This is a genomic window from Micromonospora sp. C41, from assembly GCF_018070485.1.
In the GTDB taxonomy this organism is placed as follows: Bacteria; Actinomycetota; Actinomycetes; order Mycobacteriales; family Micromonosporaceae; genus Micromonospora; species Micromonospora chalcea.
Genome location: NZ_JAGPXP010000004.1, coordinates 106,632 through 124,151 on the forward strand (window position 1 = coordinate 106,632; position 17,520 = coordinate 124,151).

The following is a 17,520-nucleotide window of genomic DNA, read 5'->3' on the forward strand; positions in this document are numbered from 1 at the left end:
CGTCGGCCGCCACCCGCAGCTCCCCGGTTCGGTCGCATCGACAGCTGTTGTCGGACCTGCTCGCTAGCATTGCCGCGATCGCCGACGGGAGGGGTGCGCCGTGGACCAGAGTGACCTCACGACGTTCGTGGACAGGGACCTGCAAGGCGCGCGCTTCACCAGGTCGACGCTGGCCGGCGCGGTGATGCGCGGCGTCGACGTGCGCGGGCTCGACATCGACGCGCCGTGGCTCACCGACGGCGCGCTGCTGGTCAACGGTGTCGACGTCGTGCCGCTCGTCGAGGCCGAACTCAACCGGCGGTTCCCCGGGCGCGAGCTGAGGCGTGCCGAGGATCCCGACGGCCTGCGCGCGGCGTGGGCTGCGCTCGAACGAGCCTGGGCGGCCGCGGTCGACCGGGTCGTGTCCATGCCCGAGGGTGCCGCCGACATCTCGATCGACGGCGAGTGGTCGTTCGCGCAGACCCTGCGCCACCTCGCGTTCGCCACCGACGCCTGGCTCGGCAAGGCGATCCTGCGCCTGCCGCAGCCCTTCCATCCGCTCGGGCAGCCACATGCCGAGTACGAGACGGACGGACTCGACATGTCGATCTTCCCCGCGGCGCGGCCGAGTCTCGCCCAGGTGCTCGATCTGCGCGCCGAGCGGCAGGCCATGGTGCGGGACTTCCTCACGGGCGTCACTCCGGAACTGCTCGCCGAGCCTCGACCGACAGCGTGGTCACCCGAACACGAGGAGCCGGTCCTGCACTGCCTCCACGTCATCTTCGACGAGGAGTGGGAACACCTCCGCTTCGCAGTGCGCGACCTGGACGCGCAGGAGTAGCGTCCGGTGTCCAGGTGGACCGGCCCCGCATCGGAGGCCTCGGCGGACGGCTCTCCCAATGCGCGCATCGTCACCGGGTTGCTGTGCGACGGCAACCGGATACTCCTGTGCCACCGCTCTCCCCTGCGTCGTGTGCTGCCCGACGTCTGGGACCTGCCCGGCGGGCACGTCGAGCCCGGGGAACCGCCCCGTGTCGCACTTGCTCGTGAGCTCCGAGAGGAACTGGGCGTCGACGTGGCGGTGCCGTCGGGTCCGCCCGTGCACGAGATTCACGCCGACACGTTCTCCATGCGGATCTGGCTGGTCGAAGCGTGGACGGGGTATCCGGCCAACCTCGCGCCGGAGGAACACGAAGCCATCGGCTGGTTCACCGAAGACGCGCTCGGAGCGCTACCGCTGGCTCATGCCGACTACCCCGCCCTGTTCCGCAGGGTCCTTGCCGAGCGTCGCGCCTGACCACCAGGGAGAACGGCGGCGGTGGTCAGTGACGTCGTAGCCAGTCCGGCGTCGGCGGCGACGAGACCCGCATCGGTCCGCGACGATCGCGGATGTACGTCGCGTAGTCCGCGATGTGGCGGCGGCTCAGGTAGTGCGGGTAGTGGTCGAAGTGCCACCGGCAGTCCTCGATGAACCCGGTGTGGTCGTCGAGCCCGAGGCGGGCACAGGTGCGAGCGAACTCGTCCAGACCGTCCAGCATCTCGGCGCACTGTGCGGGTGTCGCGCCGTCGGCGCCCCACAGCACCCCGGCCGGAAGCTCGTGCACCGCGTGTTCGAGCCACCGGCGGTCATGCCGGTAACGGTCCTGGTCAGCGCTCACGCCGCTCCTCGCGCCACAACTCGTGGCCGCGCATCAGCCAGCCGACCCAGAACACCGCGAACATGATCAGGAAGCACGCGAACAGCACCACGGCGAGCACTGCCGCGATCGGCTGGAACCGCCCTGCGTCGCCGTTCCATCCGCTCGCCGCAAGGGTCCCGAGGCCGCCACAGACGATCATGGAGATGAGCAGGACCGGCCGGTCAACCGGGTGGGGCTCACGGGGCAGACGCACATCGACTCCTCGGTCGGTGAGACACGAGACGTCCGCACACGGCCGCCTCCGACGGCCTGCATCGTCGCAGTGCCGGCCAAGAGATCAAAGACCCGGAATCCGGCGTACGGGCGTCTGACAGGTCGGATGGTCGTCCCGCTCCCAGCGCTCCTGGTCAGATCTGGTTCACGGTGGCAGTGTCCTGCCGTGATGCAACGAGACCTGGTGACCTGGCGGGAGGATCTGCGGAAGGCGGTCGCTTCCGCGGTGCTCGACTTCGAGGACCGCTACGGATACCCGCCCGGCGAGAATGCCGTCAGTGAGCCCACGACGACCTCTGCCGCGCTGATCGCCGCCGCCCGTCCCGCCGTCCCCGCTGTCCTTGCCGACCTGTACGCGGTAGTGGACGCCGTCGACCTGGCCGACATCGACAACGGGTTCTTCCTGCACAGCGCCTCCCACGTGGTCCACGTCCACGAGGCACGGGACCTCTGGCGCGTACGTGGCCGCCACGACGCCGATGTAATCGTGTTCGCCAGCGACGGCGGCGGCACGCAGTACGCGCTGGCGACGCCGGACGGGTGGCCCGTCTACCGGCTCCCTCCGGACCTCGTCCTCGACGGCATCTACACCTCGGAGGATCCGCGCTTCGACGTGGCCGCCCCGGACCTGGCCACCTTCCTGGACCTCCTGCTTCAGGACGTGAAGACGTTCGCTGCGTCGAGCTCTCGTCGGTAGCCTCGCGCAGTGACCGCACGGGTCCCGGCCTTGTGCACAGGAACGCCTGCACGACCGGGTCCTGGCGACTGCGGCGGGACCAGTGCGCGAGGAGCTGCTCGACGCTCTGCGCCGAGGTGCCCAGATCAAGCTGTGGATCAACGGCCCTAATCGTCGGCACGCTTGACCTGCGGCAACGGCCGACTTGAGGGCGTCACCCGGCTGGTCGCTCGGCGCCGCCTTCGACGTCGGCCGACCGTAGCCTCACCTGCCAATTGTGAACGGTATGGTCGGCCACGACCGCCTCGAAGCAGACGCCGAGAGCGGGCAGCTCGCCGCCGCGGGATAGCGCGGTTGTCTCCAGCAGACCGAGCGCATCCGGCTGGCCCTCTATCTCGACGAATACGCCGAACGGCATCGCCGCGAGCACTCGTACCCGGACTTGTTCACCAACAGGCAGTGCCGCCCTGGTCGCCGACCACGAGCGCCTCGCCCGCTCGGCTCTGCCGTCGATCAAGCTCCAGGCGTCGGCGTTCATCGCCGCTGATCTTCGCACGGCCAGCTTGGGAGTCGGTCTGATCGTCGTCGTCACTCCCCGACCAGCCATCTGCTGATCGGCGGCACGGCCCCTGCCACACCTTGCCGGCGACGCCCTTCCCCTTGTGCTTCAGGCGAACCCTTATATCGCCCCCCGATATATGCTCGCGTCCGATATATTGCTGCTCATGGACACACCGCTGCGCGAACCCACCTTCTTGATCCTGACCGCGCTGGCCAAGGAGCCGATGCACGGCTACGGGTTGATCGGCGACGTCGCCGCTCTCTCCGACGGCAGAGTCACCCTTCGCCCGGGCACGCTTTACGGCGCGCTCGACCGGCTGGTCGACGCCGGCCTGGTCGAGGTCGACAGGGAAGAGATCGTCAACGGTCGAGCGCGCCGCTACTACCGCCTCTCACCCGCCGGTGACGCCACGTTGACCGAGGAGACGGAACGGCTGCGACGCAACGTCGAGGTGGCCACGATCCGGCTCCGCGCACGAGGCCGCACCTTCCGCCCGCGTACCGCTGGAGGACTCGCGTGACGACCCTGGAACGCCGCTACCTGCGCCTGCTGAGCGCGTACCCCTCGGACTATCGCCGCTCGCGTGGCGCGGAGATCGTCGGGACGTATCTTGACCTGGCCAAGCCCGGCCAGCGCTGGCCCTCACCCGGAGATGTCGCGGATCTGATGCGCGGGGGCCTTCGTCAGCGGCTGCGCGCCGCCGGCCTCCTCGACCTGATTCACGGGGTGCGTCTCGCCTCGGTCGTGGCACTACTGGTCGCCACCACGCTTGCGGCCATCTGGTGGGTGGCCGAACTGCGCCCTGCCCCGCCTGAGTGGAACATCCCGCATGTCGGCCCGCTCGCCTCACCGGGGTTCATCGCGTGGACCGCCTGGCTCGTCGCCGCAATCGCCGTGGCTCTCTCACCGGGACGGGCAACCCGGGCCGCAGTAGGCGTCGCTCTTGTGCTCACGATCGCGACTGTGCCGGCGGGCGCGATGACCGGCCTGCCCAGGCCACCACTGTTCATCCTGCTGCCCCAGGCCACTCTCGGCGCGCTGGCGCTCCTGCTACCGGAGCGGCTGTCCCCCAGCATCCGGATTGGAACACCACTCGCGGCGGTAGGCGCCGGCGGGACAACCGCATACCTGGCCGCACACCATGCGCTTGACGGGTACTACGCCGCCAGTACCGCCCGGTTCCTACCGACCGCCGCCGGGCTCCTGATGGCTGTCGCTCTGCTGCTGGCCCTCGGGCTCGCCCTCCACCGCGACAACCGCGGCATCTGGGCCCTACTCGTGCTGCTCGCACCGGTCGGGCAACTCGCGCTGCACAAGCTCGCTGGAACCGTGAGCCCGTATCGGGGCTCCCCAAGCGTGGAGTTCGGCACCCTGGCTGCCTACGCGATCCTCGTGAGCCTGCTCGGCCCGGCGCTGCTCATGCTGGGAATCGCCGGCCGCCGACGGGCGATCACTAACGGGAGGGGCGAACGACGTCCAACTCGCCGAAGCCTCCGCAGGCACATGTTCCGGCTGTAGCCCACCACTGTGAGCCGCCCGATCGCGTCGTCACAACGGGGGTGAGCGAAGCGACCGGGCGGCCGGCCACATTAAGCCTGAGGCGCGGGGGATGCGCCCGATTTCAGACGTTGAAGCGGAACTCCACCACGTCGCCGTCCTGCATGACGTACTCCTTGCCTTCGATCCGGACCTTGCCGGCGGCCTTCGCCGCCGCCATCGATCCGGCCTCGACCAGGTCGTCGTAGGAGACCACCTCGGCCTTGATGAAGCCGCGCTGGAAGTCGCTGTGGATCACCCCGGCGGCCTCCGGCGCGGTCGCGCCGACCGGGACGGTCCAGGCCCGCGCCTCCTTGGGGCCGGCCGTCAGGTACGTCTGGAGCCCGAGCGTGCGGAAGCCGACCCGGACGAGCTGGTTCAGGCCGGGCTCGGACTGCCCGATGGACTCCAGCAGCTCGCGGGCCTCGTCCTCGGGCAGGTCGACCAGCTCGGACTCGATCTTGGCGTCCATGAAGATCGCCTCGGCGGGCGCGACCAGGCCGCGCAGCTCGTCGAGGAACTCGGCGTTGCCCAGCTCGGCCTCGTCGACGTTGAAGACGTAGAGGAACGGCTTGGTGGTGAGCAGGTGCAGCTCACGCAGGTGTTCCAGCTCGACCTTCGCGGCTGCGGCGCCCGCGTACAGGGTCACACCGTTGTCGAGGACCTCGACCGCCTTCTTGGCGGCCTCGACGGCGGCGGCCCGGTCCTTGCGGAGCTTGGCCTCCTTCTCCAGCCGGGGCAGCGCCTTCTCCAGCGTCTGGATGTCGGCCAGGATCAGCTCGGTGTTGATCGTCTCGATGTCGTCGGCCGGGGAGACCTTGCCGTCGACGTGCACCACGTTCGGGTCGGAGAAGGCGCGCACCACCTGGCAGATCGCCGAGGCGTCGCGGATGTTGGCGAGGAACGCGTTGCCCCGGCCCTGCCCCTTGGACGCGCCGCGGACCAGGCCGGCGATGTCGACGAAGGAGACGGGCGCCGGCAGCACCTTCTGCGAGGAGAAGATCTCGGCCAGCTTGGCCAGCCGCTCGTCGGGCAGCCCGACCACGCCGACGTTCGGCTCGATGGTGGCGAACGGGTAGTTCGCGGCGAGCACGTCGTTCTTGGTCAGCGCGTTGAACAGGGTGCTCTTGCCCACGTTGGGCAGGCCGACGATGCCGATGGTGAGACTCACGACGAACCAGCTTACGCGGTTCGCCGCCCGCGCCGGGCAGGCAGGTCCGCGAAGCCTGTCACTCCGACAGCAGGCTCGGCTCGATCCGGGTCTCCCGGGCGGTGCCGTCCTCGGCGCGGACCAGCTCGTACGCGGCCACGCCCGGCCGGTCGGCCACCGCCTCGGCCAGCCGGGTGCCCCGGTAGATCAACCCGACGCCGTCGTCGGTGCAGTGGCTGGCCGGGAGCGTGCCGTCGGCGACCAGCTGGTGCATCAGCGGTCGCCGCTGTTCCTCGCTGTCGTAGTGCACGCCGTTGCCGTACGGGAGCCAGCCCAGCCCTTCGGTGAAGGGCCGCAGCGTCGGGCCGTAGCTGTCGGTGGCGCCGCCGGTGTGCCAGCAGATCGAGCCGGCGGAGACACCGCCGAGCACCACGCCTGCCTGCCAGCACTCGTGCAGGATCTCCGGCAGACCGTGCACCCGCCAGACCGCGCAGAGGTTGGCCACGCTGCCGCCGCCGACCCAGATGACGTCCTGCGCGAGCAGGTGGGCGCGGATGTCCTCGACGTTCGGCATCGGGTAGAGCGCCAGGTGGGAGGCGCGGAACCGGGTGCCGGCGAAGGCGCCGTAGAAGACGGTGAACCCGGTCGGCTGGTCCCCGGTGGCCTGGCCGAGGTAGCAGACGCGCGGCGCGTCACCGGCCCCGGCCAGGTCGGCCATCAGGTCGAACAGGGCGCTGGGCCGGGCGTCCCAGGGGCCACGACGACGGCTGGCGAAACCCATGCTGGTGGCGACGATCGTCGGTTCAGTGGCGGGCACGGGCGTCCTTCCGGCCGATGACAGTGACGATCATTGTGCCGGACCGGAGGTGTCGGCCGCGGCGAGCAGCGTACGCAGCAGGTCGGCCAGCCGCTCCTGGTCGGCCGGCGGCAGCGCGTCGAGGATCCGCCGCTGCACCGCGAGCCCGGCCTCGGCGGACTCCTCGACCACCCGGCGACCGGTGTCGGTGAGTGTGACCCGCAGCGCCCGCCGGTCGGCCGGGTCCGGCGAGCGCCGTACCAGGCCGGCCCGTTCGAGGCGGTCGAGCCGCCCGGTCATGCCGCCCGAGGTGAGCATCAGCGAGGCGGCGAGCGCCTTCGGCGCCAGCGTGTACGGCTCACCGGAGCGGCGCAGCGCGGCGAGCACGTCGAACTCACCTCGGCCGATGCCCCAGGCCGCGTACACCTTCTCCTGGCCGTCGCCGACCAGCCGGGCGAGCCGGTAGATGCGGCCGAACACGGCCATCGGCTCGGGCCGCATGCCGGGTCGTTCCCGCCGCCACTGCTCAACGATCGCGTCCACCTCGTCGCCTGTCACGGCTGCCGATTGTGCCCCACGTCCCACTTCCCTTTTCGCTCGGGCCTGAGTAGCTTAGCTCTAAGATACTTAGAGCTGAGGAAGCTGCTGTGAACTCTCGCTGGACCGACGTCGCGCTCACCGCCGCCGCCCCCGTCACCTGGGGCACCACCTACCTGGTCACCGCCGAACTCCTGCCCCCGGACCGGCCGCTCTGGGCCGGCGCGATCCGCGCCCTCCCGGCCGGTCTGCTGCTGCTCGCGCTGACCCGAAGGCGACCACACGGCCGCTGGTGGGGGCGGGCCGCCGCGCTCGGCGCGCTCAACATCGGGGTGTTCTTCCCGCTGCTCTTCCTCGCCGCGTACCGGCTGCCCGGTGGCACCGCCGCCGTGCTCGGCGCCGCCCAGCCGCTGCTGGTGGCGGTGCTGACGGTCGCGCTGCTCCGCGACCGCCCCACCCGGCCGGCGCTGGTCGCCGCCGTGGCCGCCCCGCTCGGCGTCGCCCTCGTGGTGCTGCGCCCCGGCGCCGGCCTCGACCCGCTCGGCGTCGCCGCCGGGCTCGCCGGGGCCGTGGCGATGGCCGCCGGGCTGGTGCTCACCCGCCGCTGGGGCCGGCCACCCGGAGTGGGCGTCCTGGCCGCGACGAGCTGGCAGCTCGTCGCCGGTGGCCTGATGATCGTGCCGGTCGCCGCCGCCGTCGAGGGCGCGCCGCCCGTGCCCGACGGACCGGCAGTGCTCGGGTACGCGTGGCTCGGGCTGGCCGGCACCGCGCTGGCGTACGTGCTGTGGTTCCGGGGCGCGGCGCGACTGCCGGTGTCCCGCGTGTCGGTGCTCGGCGCGTTGAGCCCGCTGACTGCGGCGACGCTCGGCTGGGCGGTGCTCGGTGAGGCGCTGGACCCGGTCCAGCTCGCCGGTTTCGCGGTGGCCGTGGCGGCGATGGTGCTCGCCCAGATGCCGGACCGGCCTCCTCGCCCGCGGCTGGGTGGCGACGCGGACCACCCGGCGATGGCGCTGGTCGGCGTTCGGGCGGGCGGCGGAGCGGTGGGCTGGTGGCGGCGCCGTCAGCCGGCCCGCAGCCGGCGCCAGTCGTCCGGCCACGCCTCGGCGGCGACACCCTCGGGCAGCGCACCGGCCGGCAGTTGCGCCGCGGCGGCCAGCGGCAGCGTGAACCGGTGCGCGGCGGCGGGCCCGGCCTCGTACGACCGGTCGAGCAGCCACCGCACCTCGTCGGCGGTCCAGCCCAGGCCGGACCGGGCGGCGATCTCCCGGACCAGCCGCAGGCCGACGCGGGTGTCGTCGTCGTAGAAGCGCATGCACCAGTGGTGCGCCCACATGCCGAGCGCGCGCAGCCCGTCCGGGTCGAGCGAGCCGGCCAGCCGGCCGCAGGCGGTGTCGGGGAAGGGGCGCCCGGGGTCACCGGCCCGGTCGCGCTCGATCGCGCCGTAGGCGGCCGGCGCCACCAACCTCATCCGCTCGTAGAAGCCCTGCACCACCGCGGCGTCCAACGGTGCCCGCCCCGATCGCATCAGCGGACACCCCGCCCGGCCACGCTCGCCATGCCCCGCACCTTTTCTTGAGTTGGTGGCGGGACCGTACCGACCACTTACGACACTTTCTCGGGTCCGCCGGGCATGATCCACACCATTCCGCCGAGGTGGCGGCATCCGGGAACCGGCGATACCGCCACCTCCCCGAGCTGGCGCGACTGCCACACGTCATGTCCGAATACCGCCAGCCACGCCGGCGGGGCGGGGGGCAGGATCGGGGGCATGGAGCTGGACTTTGAGCGGTGTTACCGGGCCGTCGACAGCCGCGATCCGCGGTTCGACGGCTGGTTCTACACCGGCGTGACGTCGACCGGGATCTACTGCCGGCCGTCCTGTCCGGCGATGACACCCAAGCGGCAGAATGTCCGCTTCTTCCCGTCGGCCGCCGCCGCGCAGGGTGCCGGGCTGCGGGCGTGCCGCCGGTGCCGGCCGGACGCGGCGCCGGGCTCCCCGCAGTGGGACGTCCGGGCCGACCTGGTCGGCCGCGCCATGCGGCTGATCGCCGACGGCGTGGTCGACCGCGACGGGGTGCCCGGGCTGGCCGGCCGGCTCGGCTACACCGAGCGGCACCTGCACCGGATGCTCCAGGCCGAGCTGGGCGCCGGCCCGCTGGCGCTGGCCCGGGCACAGCGCGCGCAGACCGCCCGGATCCTGATCGAGACCACCGGCCTCGGCCTGGCCGAGGTGGCCTTCGCCGCCGGGTTCGGCAGCGTCCGGCAGTTCAACGAGACCGTCCGTGAGGTCTACGGCGGCACCCCGTCCGAGCTGCGCGCCGGGCGACGCGGTCCGGCCTCGGCCACCGGCGCGGGCACGCTCTCGCTGCGGCTGGCATACCGGCCACCGCTGCACGCGGGCGCGCTGCTGGACTTCCTCTCGCTGCGCGCGCTGCCCGGCGTCGAGGTGGTCCGCGACGGCACCTACCACCGGGGGCTGCGCCTGCCGCACGGTCCCGGCACGGTGGCGCTGACCCCGTCCGACGGCCACATCGACGCCACGTTGCGGCTGGCCGACATGCGTGACCTGGCTCCCGCGGTGGCCCGCTGCCGCCGCCTGCTCGACCTGGACGCCGACCCGGTCGCGGTGGACGCCACCCTGGCCGCCGACCCGGCGCTGGCCCCGGCGGTCGTCGCCGAGCCGGGCGTCCGGCTTCCGCACGCGGTCGACGGCTTCGAGCTGGCCGTCCGCGCCGTCGTGACCCAGCAGGTCTCGCTGACCTCGGCGCGGACCACGCTCACCCGCCTGCTCTCCGCCGTCCGGTCGGCGAGCGGTTCGGGCACCGACGACCCGGCCGACGGCCTGGTGGCGTTCCCGGGTCCCGCCGACGTGCTCGCGGCGCCGGACCCGGCGTTCCGGATGCCGGCCGCCCGCCGGGAGACGATCCGGGCGCTGGCCCGCGCCGTCGCCGACGGGACGCTGGACCTGGAACCCGGAGGCGACCGGGAGGAGACGGTCCGGCTCCTGGCCGCGGTGCCCGGCGTCGGCCCGTGGACCACCGGCTACCTGGCCATGCGCGCACTCGGCGACCCCGACGTCGCCCTCACCACCGACCTGGGCGTACGCCGCGGCGCAACCGCGCTCGGCCTGCCCGACACCCCCAAGACCCTGCTCGCGTACGCCGAACGCTGGCGCCCCTGGCGGTCCTACGCGACGATCCGACTCTGGAGAGCAGCATGAGCACTGTGGACAGCACCGTCATCGACACACCGGTCGGCCCGTTGAGCGTGCTCGCCGGCCCCGACGGCGCGGTACGCGCGGCCGGCTTCACGCCCGACCCGGCGGCCCTGGCGCCGTTGACCCACCCGAGCCTCCGTGGTGACCTGCGGGAACGGGCCGACCTCGGTCCGGTCACCGCCGCCGTCCGGGCCTACCTGGACGGAGACCTCGCCGCGATCGACGCGATCCCGGTGGAGCAGCACAGCGGCGGGCTCTTCCTGACGCACGCCTGGCAGGTGCTGCGCGACGTCAAGCCCGGCGACCCGGTCACCTACACCGGGTTCGCCGCGCTGGCCGGACGCCCCGCCGCGGTCCGCGCCGCCGCGGCGGCATGCGCGCGCAACGCGGCAGCGCTCTTCGTGCCCTGTCACCGGGTGCTGCGCACCGACGGCACGCTCGGCGGCTACCGCTGGGGCCTGCCCGTGAAGAAGTGGCTTCTCGGGCATGAGGGACGGGTGACGGCTAGCTGACAGCGGAAACGTCACCCCCGGCGGCTACCGTCGGGTAGTGCCCGCGCCCAGCGACGGCAACCTCGCGGCGCAGAACGACGCCCGGTCCAAGCCGCTGCGCAACCTCTGGCGGCTGCGGCCCTACCTGCGCCCGTACGCGACGGAGTTCGCCTGGCTGCTGGTGGCGGCGCTCGCGGCCACCGCGGCGAGCCTCGCCGTTCCGCTGGTGGTGCAACGGGTGGTCGACGGGCCGGTGGCCCGGCACGACGAGGCCGGGCTGCTGCGCCTCGGCGGCCTCGCGCTGCTGCTCGGGCTGGCCGAGGCGGTTCTCATCTTCATCCGCCGCTGGACCCAGTCGTCGTCCTCGGTGGGCATGGAGGCGGCCATCCGCGCCGACATCTACGCCCACTTGCAACGGCTCCCGGCCGGCTTCCACGACCGCTGGCAGTCCGGCCAGTTGCTGTCCCGGATCACCAGCGACCTCTCGGTGATCCGGCGGTTCCTCTCCTTCGGGCTGCTGTTCCTGGTCCTCAACCTGATCACCTACGTCGCCGTGGTGGTGCTGCTGATCCGGCTGCACCCCTGGCTGGGGTCGCTGGTCGCGGCCAGCGCCGTTCCGCTGTTCCTGATCAGCCGCCGCTTCGCCCGGCACTACCACGCGGCGTCGCGCCGGATGCAGGACCAGCAGGGCGACGTGGCCACGCTCGTCGAGGAGACCGCGCAGGGGCTGCGCACCATGCGGGCGTACGGGCGGGGGCCGGAACTGGCCGCACGGTTCGCCGTCGGCGCGCGCCGGTTGCACGACACCGGGATCGGCAAGGCGCGGCTGCTGGCCCGCACCTCGGCGCTGTTCGACCTGGTGCCCAACCTGACCCTCGGCGCGGTCCTGGTGACCGGCGCGGCGGCCGTCGCCGAGGGCGCGCTGTCCATCGGGGAGCTGGTCGCGTTCGTCAGCCTCCAGCTCATGCTGATCTGGCCGGTGCAGTCGCTCGGCTGGATCATCGCCAACGGCCAGGAGGCCGCCACCGCCGCCGACCGGATCCAGGAGGTCCTCGACACCCGCCCGACGATCGTGGACGCGCCGCACGCCCGGTCGCTGGAGCGCGCCGACGTACGCGGCCGGCTCCGCTTCGAGGGGGTCACCTTTCGCTACCCGGGCACCTCGGCGCCGGTGCTGCACGACCTGGACCTGACCGTCGAGCCGGGCGAGACGATGGCGCTCGTCGGCGTCACCGGCTGCGGCAAGAGCACGCTGCTGTCGCTCGTCCCGCGGCTGCACGAGGTGACCGGCGGCCGGATCACCGTCGACGGGCGCGACGTGCGTGACCTGCGGCTCGGCTCGCTGCGACGGCTGGTCGGGGTGGCGTTCGAGGAGCCGACCCTGTTCTCCATGTCGGTCTGGGAGAACCTGACGCTGGGGCGGCCGGACGCGGGCGAGGAGGAGGTCCGGGCGGCGCTGGCGCTGGCGCAGGCGGACTTCGCGTACGAGTTGCCCTGGGGGCTGGCCACCCGGGTCGGTGAACAGGGGCTGTCGCTGTCCGGCGGGCAGCGGCAGCGCCTCGCGCTGGCCCGCGCGGTGCTCGGGCGGCCTGCACTGCTGGTGCTCGACGATCCGCTCTCCGCGCTCGACGTGCACACCGAGGCGCTCGTGGAGGCGGCGCTGCGCCGGGTGCTGCGGGAGAGCCGCACCACGGCCCTGCTGGTGGCGCACCGCCCCTCGACAGTGGCGCTGGCGGACCGGGTGGCGCTGCTGGACGGCGGCCGGATCGTCGCCGTCGGCACCCACTCGGAGCTGCTGGCCCGGGTGCCGGCGTACCGGGCGGTGCTCTCCGCCGAGCCGGAGCGCCGTTCCGGCGGCGTCGGTCTGGTGCGCTCGTGACCGGCGGCGCGCCGCGGGTGCCCCGGCCCCGCGACGCGCCGCGCGACACCGGCGCGCGCACCGCCGGGCACGGGCAGGCGCACGGCGCAGCCGGCGCACGCCACGACGACGCGAACCGCACCGGCGGACGCGACGACCTGTCCCGCTGGCGCGGCCGGGCCACCGACCCGGACGCCGACCGCAGCCGCGCCGAGGACTCCTCACCGGCGGCGGTGGCCCGGCTCCGCGCCCGCAGCCGGCTCCTGCTGCGGCAACTGCTGCGGCCGCACCGCCGTGCGCTCGGGCTGGCGGTGGCGCTGCTGCTGGCCCAGAACGCCGCCGCGATGTCCGGCCCGTACCTGGTCATGCTCGGCATCGACCGGGGCATCGGGCCACTGCGGGCCGGTGATCCCGGCCCGCTGATCGCTGTCGCCGCCGCGTTCGTGGTGGCGACAGCCGTCGAGTACGCGGCCCGGCGCGCGTTCCTCACCCTCGCCGCCCGGATCGGCCAGGCCGTCCTGCTGGACCTGCGCCGACGGGTGTACGGGCACTTCCTCCGCCTCGACGTCGGTTTCCACGAGCGCTACACCTCCGGGCGGATGGTGTCCCGGCTGACGAGCGACCTGGAGTCGATCGCCGAACTGGTCGACGGCGGCATCGACAAGCTGGTGATGGCCGGGCTGTCGGTGCTGTCGGTGGCGGGCATCCTGCTCTGGCTGGACCTGCCGCTGGCGGCGGTGACGCTGCTCGCGTTCCCGTTCCTGTTCCTGCTGTCACGCTGGTTCGCGCGCGCGTCGGCGGGCGCCTACCGGCGTACCCGGGAGGCGGTGGCGCTGGTCATCGTGCACTTCGTGGAGTCGCTGCGCGGGATCCGGGCCGTGCAGGCGTACCGGCGGGAGCCCCGCAACGAGCGCATCTTCGCCGCCGTGAACGACGACTACCGGCGCTCCAGCCTGCGCGCGTTCCGGCTGATCGCGATCTACTCGCCGGGCATCCGGCTGATCGGCAACCTGACCACGGCGGTGGTGCTCGGGTACGGCGGCTGGCGGGTGCTGGGCGGCGGCGTGGAGGTGGGTGTGCTCGCCGCGTTCCTGCTCTACCTGCGCCGGTTCTTCGAGCCGATGGAGGAGCTGAGCCAGTTCTACAACGCGCTCCAGTCGGCGACCGCCGCGTTGGAGAAGCTGGCCGGGGTGCTGGACGAGCGCCCGGCGGTGGCCGAACCGGCGGACCCGGTGCCGCTGCCGGCCGGGCCGCCGCGCGGGGCGGTGACGTTCCGCGCCGTCGACTTCGGCTACCGGCGGCAGACGCCGATCCTGTCCGGCCTGGACCTGACCGTGCCGCCCGGGCAGACGGTGGCGCTGATCGGGCCGACCGGCGCCGGGAAGTCCACTGTCGCGAAGCTGCTGGCCCGGTTCCACGACCCGGACGCGGGCGCTGTCGACCTGGACGGGGTGAACCTGCGTGACCTGGCCGACGCCGAACTGCGCCGGGCGGTGGTGCTGGTGACCCAGGAGACCCACCTGTTCAGCGGCTCCGTGGCCGACAACATCAGGTTCGGGCGGCCGGACGCGGACGACGAGGCGGTGGTCGCGGCGGCGCGGGCGATCGGCGCGCACGACTTCATCGCCGCGCTGCCCGACGGGTACGCCACGGACGTGCACCGGCGCGGCGGCCGGCTGTCCGCCGGGCAGCGGCAGCTCGTCGCGTTCGCCCGGGCGTTCCTCGCCGACCCGCGGGTGCTGATCCTGGACGAGGCGACCTCGTCGCTGGACGTGCCGACCGAGCGGTTGGTGCAGCGGGCCCTGCACAACGTGCTGCGCGACCGCACCGCCTTGGTGATCGCCCATCGTCTCTCCACCGTGGAGACGGCGGACCGGGTGCTGGTGCTCGACGACGGCCGGATCGTGGAGGACGGCCCACCGGCCGAGCTGATCGCCGCCGACGGCCGCTACGCCGCCCTGCACCGCCAGTGGCGCGACTCGCTCCTCTAGCTCGCTCCTCCGACCCTCGTTGATCTTGCACTTGCGGCCCGAGGGATGCCCGAAAAGCGGCTTGTGCCGGGGCGGCAAGCGCAAGATCGGCGAGGACGCGCGGGGTGGGGAAAGTCGTGGAGTGCGGCAACCGGGCTGCCTACCATCGGCTGATGACCGACACGACGATCAGCGCCCGCGGCGGCGTCCCCGAGCGTCCGAGCCTGGACGGCATCGAGGAGACCTGGGCCCGCCGCTGGCAGTCCGACGGCACGTACGCGTTCGACCGTACGAAGGAGCGGTCGGACGTATACGCGATCGACACTCCCCCGCCGACCGTGTCGGGCGAACTGCACATGGGGCACGTGTTCTCGTACACGCACACCGACACGGTGGCCCGGTTCCAGCGGATGCGCGGGCGCACGGTCTTCTACCCGATGGGCTGGGACGACAACGGGCTGCCCACCGAACGCCGGGTGCAGAACGTGTACGGCGTGCGTCCCGACCCGGCGCTGCCGTACGACAGCAACTGGCGGCCGCCGTCCGCGCCGGTGGACGACACGGCCCGGAAGAACCCGACGGCGATCTCCCGGCGCAACTTCATCGAGCTGTGCGAACTGCTCACCGTCGAGGACGAGAAGGCGTTCGAGGCGCTGTGGCGGCGGCTCGGGCTGTCCGTGGACTGGTCGCTGACGTACACCACGATCGGGTCGGCGGCCCGCGCCGCGAGCCAGCGCGCGTTCCTGCGCAATCTGGCGCGGGGCGAGGCGTACCAGGCCGAGGCGCCGACGCTGTGGGACGTCGGGTACGGCACCGCCGTGGCGCAGGCGGAACTGGAGGACCGGGAGCGGCCCGGCGCGTACCACCGGCTGCGGTTCACCGGGCCGGACGGCCGCGAGGTGCTGATCGACACCACCCGCCCGGAGCTGCTGCCGGCCTGCGTGGCGCTGGTCTGCCACCCCGACGACGAGCGGTACGCGGACCTGGTCGGCGCGTCCGCGCGTACCCCGGTGTTCGGGGTCGAGGTGCCGGTGCGCGCGCATCCGCTGGCGGACCCGGCCAAGGGCACGGGCATCGCGATGGTCTGCACGTTCGGTGACCTGACCGACGTGACCTGGTGGCGTGAGCTGCGGCTGGACACCCGCGTGGTGATCGGCCGGGACGGGCGGCTGCTGCCGGAGCCGCCGGCCGGCGTGCCGGCGGCGCCCTACGCGGCGCTGGCCGGGCAGACGGTGAACGGCGCCCGGCGGACGCTGGTGGAGCTGCTGGCCGACGCGGGTGATCTGGTCGGCGAGCCGCGCCCGATCACGCACCCGGTGAAGTTCTACGAGCGCGGCGACCGGCCGCTGGAGATCGTCTCGACCCGGCAGTGGTATCTGCGCAACGGCGGCCGGGACGCCGGCCTGCGCGAGGAGCTGCTGGCCCGGGGTCGGGAGCTGCGCTGGGTGCCGGAGCACATGCGGCACCGCTACGAGCACTGGGTGGGCGGCCTCACCGGTGACTGGCTGGTCAGCCGGCAGCGGTTCTTCGGCGTGCCGGTGCCGGTGTGGTACCGGCTCGACGACACTGGCGAGCCGGACTGGACCCACCCTCTCACACCGGACGAGGCGACGCTCCCGATCGACCCGAGCAGCGAACCGCCGCCCGGATACGAGGAGTCGCAGCGCGGCGTGCCGGGCGGTTTCACAGGCGACCCGGACGTGCTGGACACCTGGGCCACCTCGTCGCTGACCCCGCAGATCGTCGGCGGCTGGGACACCGACCCGGACCTGTTCGCCCGGGTCTTCCCGATGGACCTGCGCCCGCAGGGGCACGACATCATCCGGACCTGGCTGTTCGCCACCGTCGCCCGGTCCCACCTGGAGCACGGCGCGCTGCCCTGGCACACGGCGGTGCTCTCCGGCTGGATCCTCGACCCGGACCGCAAGAAGATGTCGAAGTCCAAGGGCAACGTGGTCACGCCGATGGCGCTGCTGGAACAGAACGGCTCCGACGCGGTCCGCTACTGGGCCGCCAACGGCAAGCCGGGCATGGACCTCGCCTTCGACCCGGCCCAGGTCAAGGTGGGCCGGCGGCTGGCCACCAAGCTGCTCAACGCGTCGCGGTTCGCGCTCGGGCTGGGCGCCGCCGACGCGCTGCGGGCCGCGGCGACCCAACCGCTGGACACCGCGATGCTCGCCGAACTGTCCGGCGTGGTCGCGACCGCGACCACCGCCTTCGACGGGTACGACCACACGGCCGCCCTGATGGCCACCGAGGCGTTCTTCTGGCGGTTCTGCGACGACTACATCGAGTTGGTGAAGGAGCGCGCCTACGGCACCGGGCCGGCGGCCGACTCGGCCCGGGCGGCGCTGGCGACCGCGTTGTCGGTGCAGTTGCGCCTGTTCGCGCCGGTGCTGCCGTTCGTCACCGAGGAGGTCTGGTCGTGGTGGCGGTACGGCTCGGTGCACCGCTCGCCGTGGCCGACCACGTACGAGGTGGGCCGCGCGACGCAGGCGCCGGGTGACCCGGAACTGCTGCGACTGGCCGCGGACGCGCTGGGTCAGGTGCGCCGCGCCAAGTCGGAACGGAAGCTGTCGATGAAGGCGGACGTGCCGCTGGCCGAGGCGCTCGGACCGGCGGCGGTGCTGGACCAGCTCGGCACGGTCGCCGACGACCTGCGCGCGGCGGGCCGGATCGCGAAGCTGGACCTGCTGCCGGATCGCACCACCGAACTGGTCATCGCCTGCGCGTTCTGAGCGCCGCCGGCGATGTAAGGAAGGGCCCCTTCTTAACGCCTGGCGTCGTAGAAGGGGCCCTTCTTAACACCCCGAAGGGCCGGCCGGACCGGCCCGC

Annotated in this window: 17 protein-coding genes and 1 pseudogene; 11 read left to right on the forward strand and 7 right to left on the reverse strand. The window is 73.0% G+C overall.

Annotated elements, in window-relative coordinates; genetic code table 11:
* The first annotated feature begins 100 nt into the window (after positions 1-100).
* Together KBX43_RS31360 and KBX43_RS06295 are read left to right on the forward strand one after the other, a co-directional pair.
* On the forward strand, positions 101-820 hold the full coding sequence (locus KBX43_RS31360) for a DinB family protein (RefSeq protein ID WP_210883689.1): 720 nt from the start codon (positions 101-103) through the stop codon (positions 818-820).
* A gap of 6 nt (positions 821-826) precedes the next feature.
* A complete protein-coding gene (locus KBX43_RS06295) occupies positions 827-1,276 on the forward strand; it encodes an NUDIX domain-containing protein (RefSeq protein ID WP_307851476.1) in 450 nt (149 codons plus the stop codon).
* A gap of 25 nt (positions 1,277-1,301) precedes the next feature.
* Here the strand turns inward: KBX43_RS06295 and KBX43_RS06300 are convergent, their stop codons facing one another.
* Positions 1,302-1,637, reverse strand: a complete 336-nt coding sequence (locus KBX43_RS06300) for a hypothetical protein (RefSeq protein WP_210883697.1) — start codon at positions 1,635-1,637, stop codon at positions 1,302-1,304.
* Complete coding sequence (locus KBX43_RS06305) at positions 1,627-1,872, reverse strand: hypothetical protein (protein WP_210883699.1); 246 nt, start codon at positions 1,870-1,872, stop codon at positions 1,627-1,629. The genes KBX43_RS06300 and KBX43_RS06305 overlap by 11 nt, the downstream gene beginning before the upstream one ends.
* A 189-nt stretch (positions 1,873-2,061) precedes the next feature.
* On the opposite strand from KBX43_RS06305, the gene KBX43_RS06310 reads away from it, so the two are divergent.
* Positions 2,062-2,589 (forward strand): hypothetical protein, encoded by a 528-nt coding sequence (locus KBX43_RS06310; protein ID WP_210883701.1) that lies wholly within the window; start codon positions 2,062-2,064, stop codon positions 2,587-2,589.
* 193 nt (positions 2,590-2,782) lie between these two features.
* Here the strand turns inward: KBX43_RS06310 and KBX43_RS31365 are convergent, their stop codons facing one another.
* Positions 2,783-3,160 (reverse strand): hypothetical protein, encoded by a 378-nt coding sequence (locus KBX43_RS31365; RefSeq protein ID WP_259275798.1) that lies wholly within the window; start codon positions 3,158-3,160, stop codon positions 2,783-2,785.
* A 133-nt stretch (positions 3,161-3,293) separates the two neighbouring features.
* On the opposite strand from KBX43_RS31365, the gene KBX43_RS06320 reads away from it, so the two are divergent.
* Positions 3,294-3,650, forward strand: a complete 357-nt coding sequence (locus KBX43_RS06320; protein WP_210883703.1) for a PadR family transcriptional regulator — start codon at positions 3,294-3,296, stop codon at positions 3,648-3,650.
* Entirely contained in the window at positions 3,647-4,648 is a 1,002-nt protein-coding gene (locus tag KBX43_RS06325; protein ID WP_210883710.1) for a hypothetical protein, read from the forward strand. The genes KBX43_RS06320 and KBX43_RS06325 overlap by 4 nt, the downstream gene beginning before the upstream one ends.
* A gap of 103 nt (positions 4,649-4,751) precedes the next feature.
* Here the strand turns inward: KBX43_RS06325 and ychF are convergent, their stop codons facing one another.
* From ychF to KBX43_RS06340, 3 genes are read right to left on the reverse strand one after another with little or no spacing between them, the layout of a single operon-like run.
* The gene (gene ychF, locus KBX43_RS06330; RefSeq protein WP_043328395.1) at positions 4,752-5,837 is read right to left on the reverse strand and encodes a redox-regulated ATPase YchF; all 1,086 of its coding nucleotides are present in this window, start codon (positions 5,835-5,837) and stop codon (positions 4,752-4,754) included.
* A gap of 58 nt (positions 5,838-5,895) precedes the next feature.
* Positions 5,896-6,633 carry a peptidase E gene (locus tag KBX43_RS06335; RefSeq protein WP_113974743.1) on the reverse strand — a complete coding sequence of 246 codons (738 nt, stop codon included), beginning with the start codon at positions 6,631-6,633 and terminating at the stop codon, positions 5,896-5,898.
* Positions 6,634-6,663: 30 nt separating this feature from the next.
* Complete coding sequence (locus KBX43_RS06340) at positions 6,664-7,170, reverse strand: MarR family winged helix-turn-helix transcriptional regulator (RefSeq protein ID WP_043328390.1); 507 nt, start codon at positions 7,168-7,170, stop codon at positions 6,664-6,666.
* 89 nt (positions 7,171-7,259) lie between these two features.
* Between KBX43_RS06340 and KBX43_RS31370 the strand changes: the two are divergent.
* Positions 7,260-8,033 (forward strand): annotated as a pseudogene (locus tag KBX43_RS31370) (EamA family transporter); the annotation flags it as partial.
* Positions 8,034-8,209: 176 nt separating this feature from the next.
* On the opposite strand, the gene KBX43_RS31375 reads toward KBX43_RS31370, so the two are convergent.
* Positions 8,210-8,674 (reverse strand): hypothetical protein, encoded by a 465-nt coding sequence (locus KBX43_RS31375; RefSeq protein ID WP_223201312.1) that lies wholly within the window; start codon positions 8,672-8,674, stop codon positions 8,210-8,212.
* A gap of 243 nt (positions 8,675-8,917) precedes the next feature.
* Here KBX43_RS31375 and KBX43_RS06350 point away from each other — a divergent pair, with 243 nt between their 5' ends.
* The 5 genes from KBX43_RS06350 (at position 8,918) to valS (ending at position 17,423) form a co-directional block, all read left to right on the forward strand.
* Positions 8,918-10,369 (forward strand): AlkA N-terminal domain-containing protein, encoded by a 1,452-nt coding sequence (locus KBX43_RS06350; RefSeq protein ID WP_210883720.1) that lies wholly within the window; start codon positions 8,918-8,920, stop codon positions 10,367-10,369.
* A complete protein-coding gene (locus tag KBX43_RS06355) occupies positions 10,366-10,878 on the forward strand; it encodes a methylated-DNA--[protein]-cysteine S-methyltransferase (RefSeq protein WP_069088261.1) in 513 nt (170 codons plus the stop codon). The genes KBX43_RS06350 and KBX43_RS06355 overlap by 4 nt, the downstream gene beginning before the upstream one ends.
* 37 nt (positions 10,879-10,915) lie before the next feature.
* Positions 10,916-12,736, forward strand: coding sequence for an ABC transporter ATP-binding protein (locus KBX43_RS06360; RefSeq protein ID WP_210883722.1), 1,821 nt, complete (start codon positions 10,916-10,918; stop codon positions 12,734-12,736).
* 137 nt (positions 12,737-12,873) lie between these two features.
* Complete coding sequence (locus KBX43_RS06365; RefSeq protein WP_231915671.1) at positions 12,874-14,706, forward strand: ABC transporter ATP-binding protein; 1,833 nt, start codon at positions 12,874-12,876, stop codon at positions 14,704-14,706.
* Positions 14,707-14,858: 152 nt separating this feature from the next.
* Complete coding sequence (gene valS, locus KBX43_RS06370) at positions 14,859-17,423, forward strand: valine--tRNA ligase (RefSeq protein WP_210883726.1); 2,565 nt, start codon at positions 14,859-14,861, stop codon at positions 17,421-17,423.
* Positions 17,424-17,520: the final 97 nt, after the last annotated feature.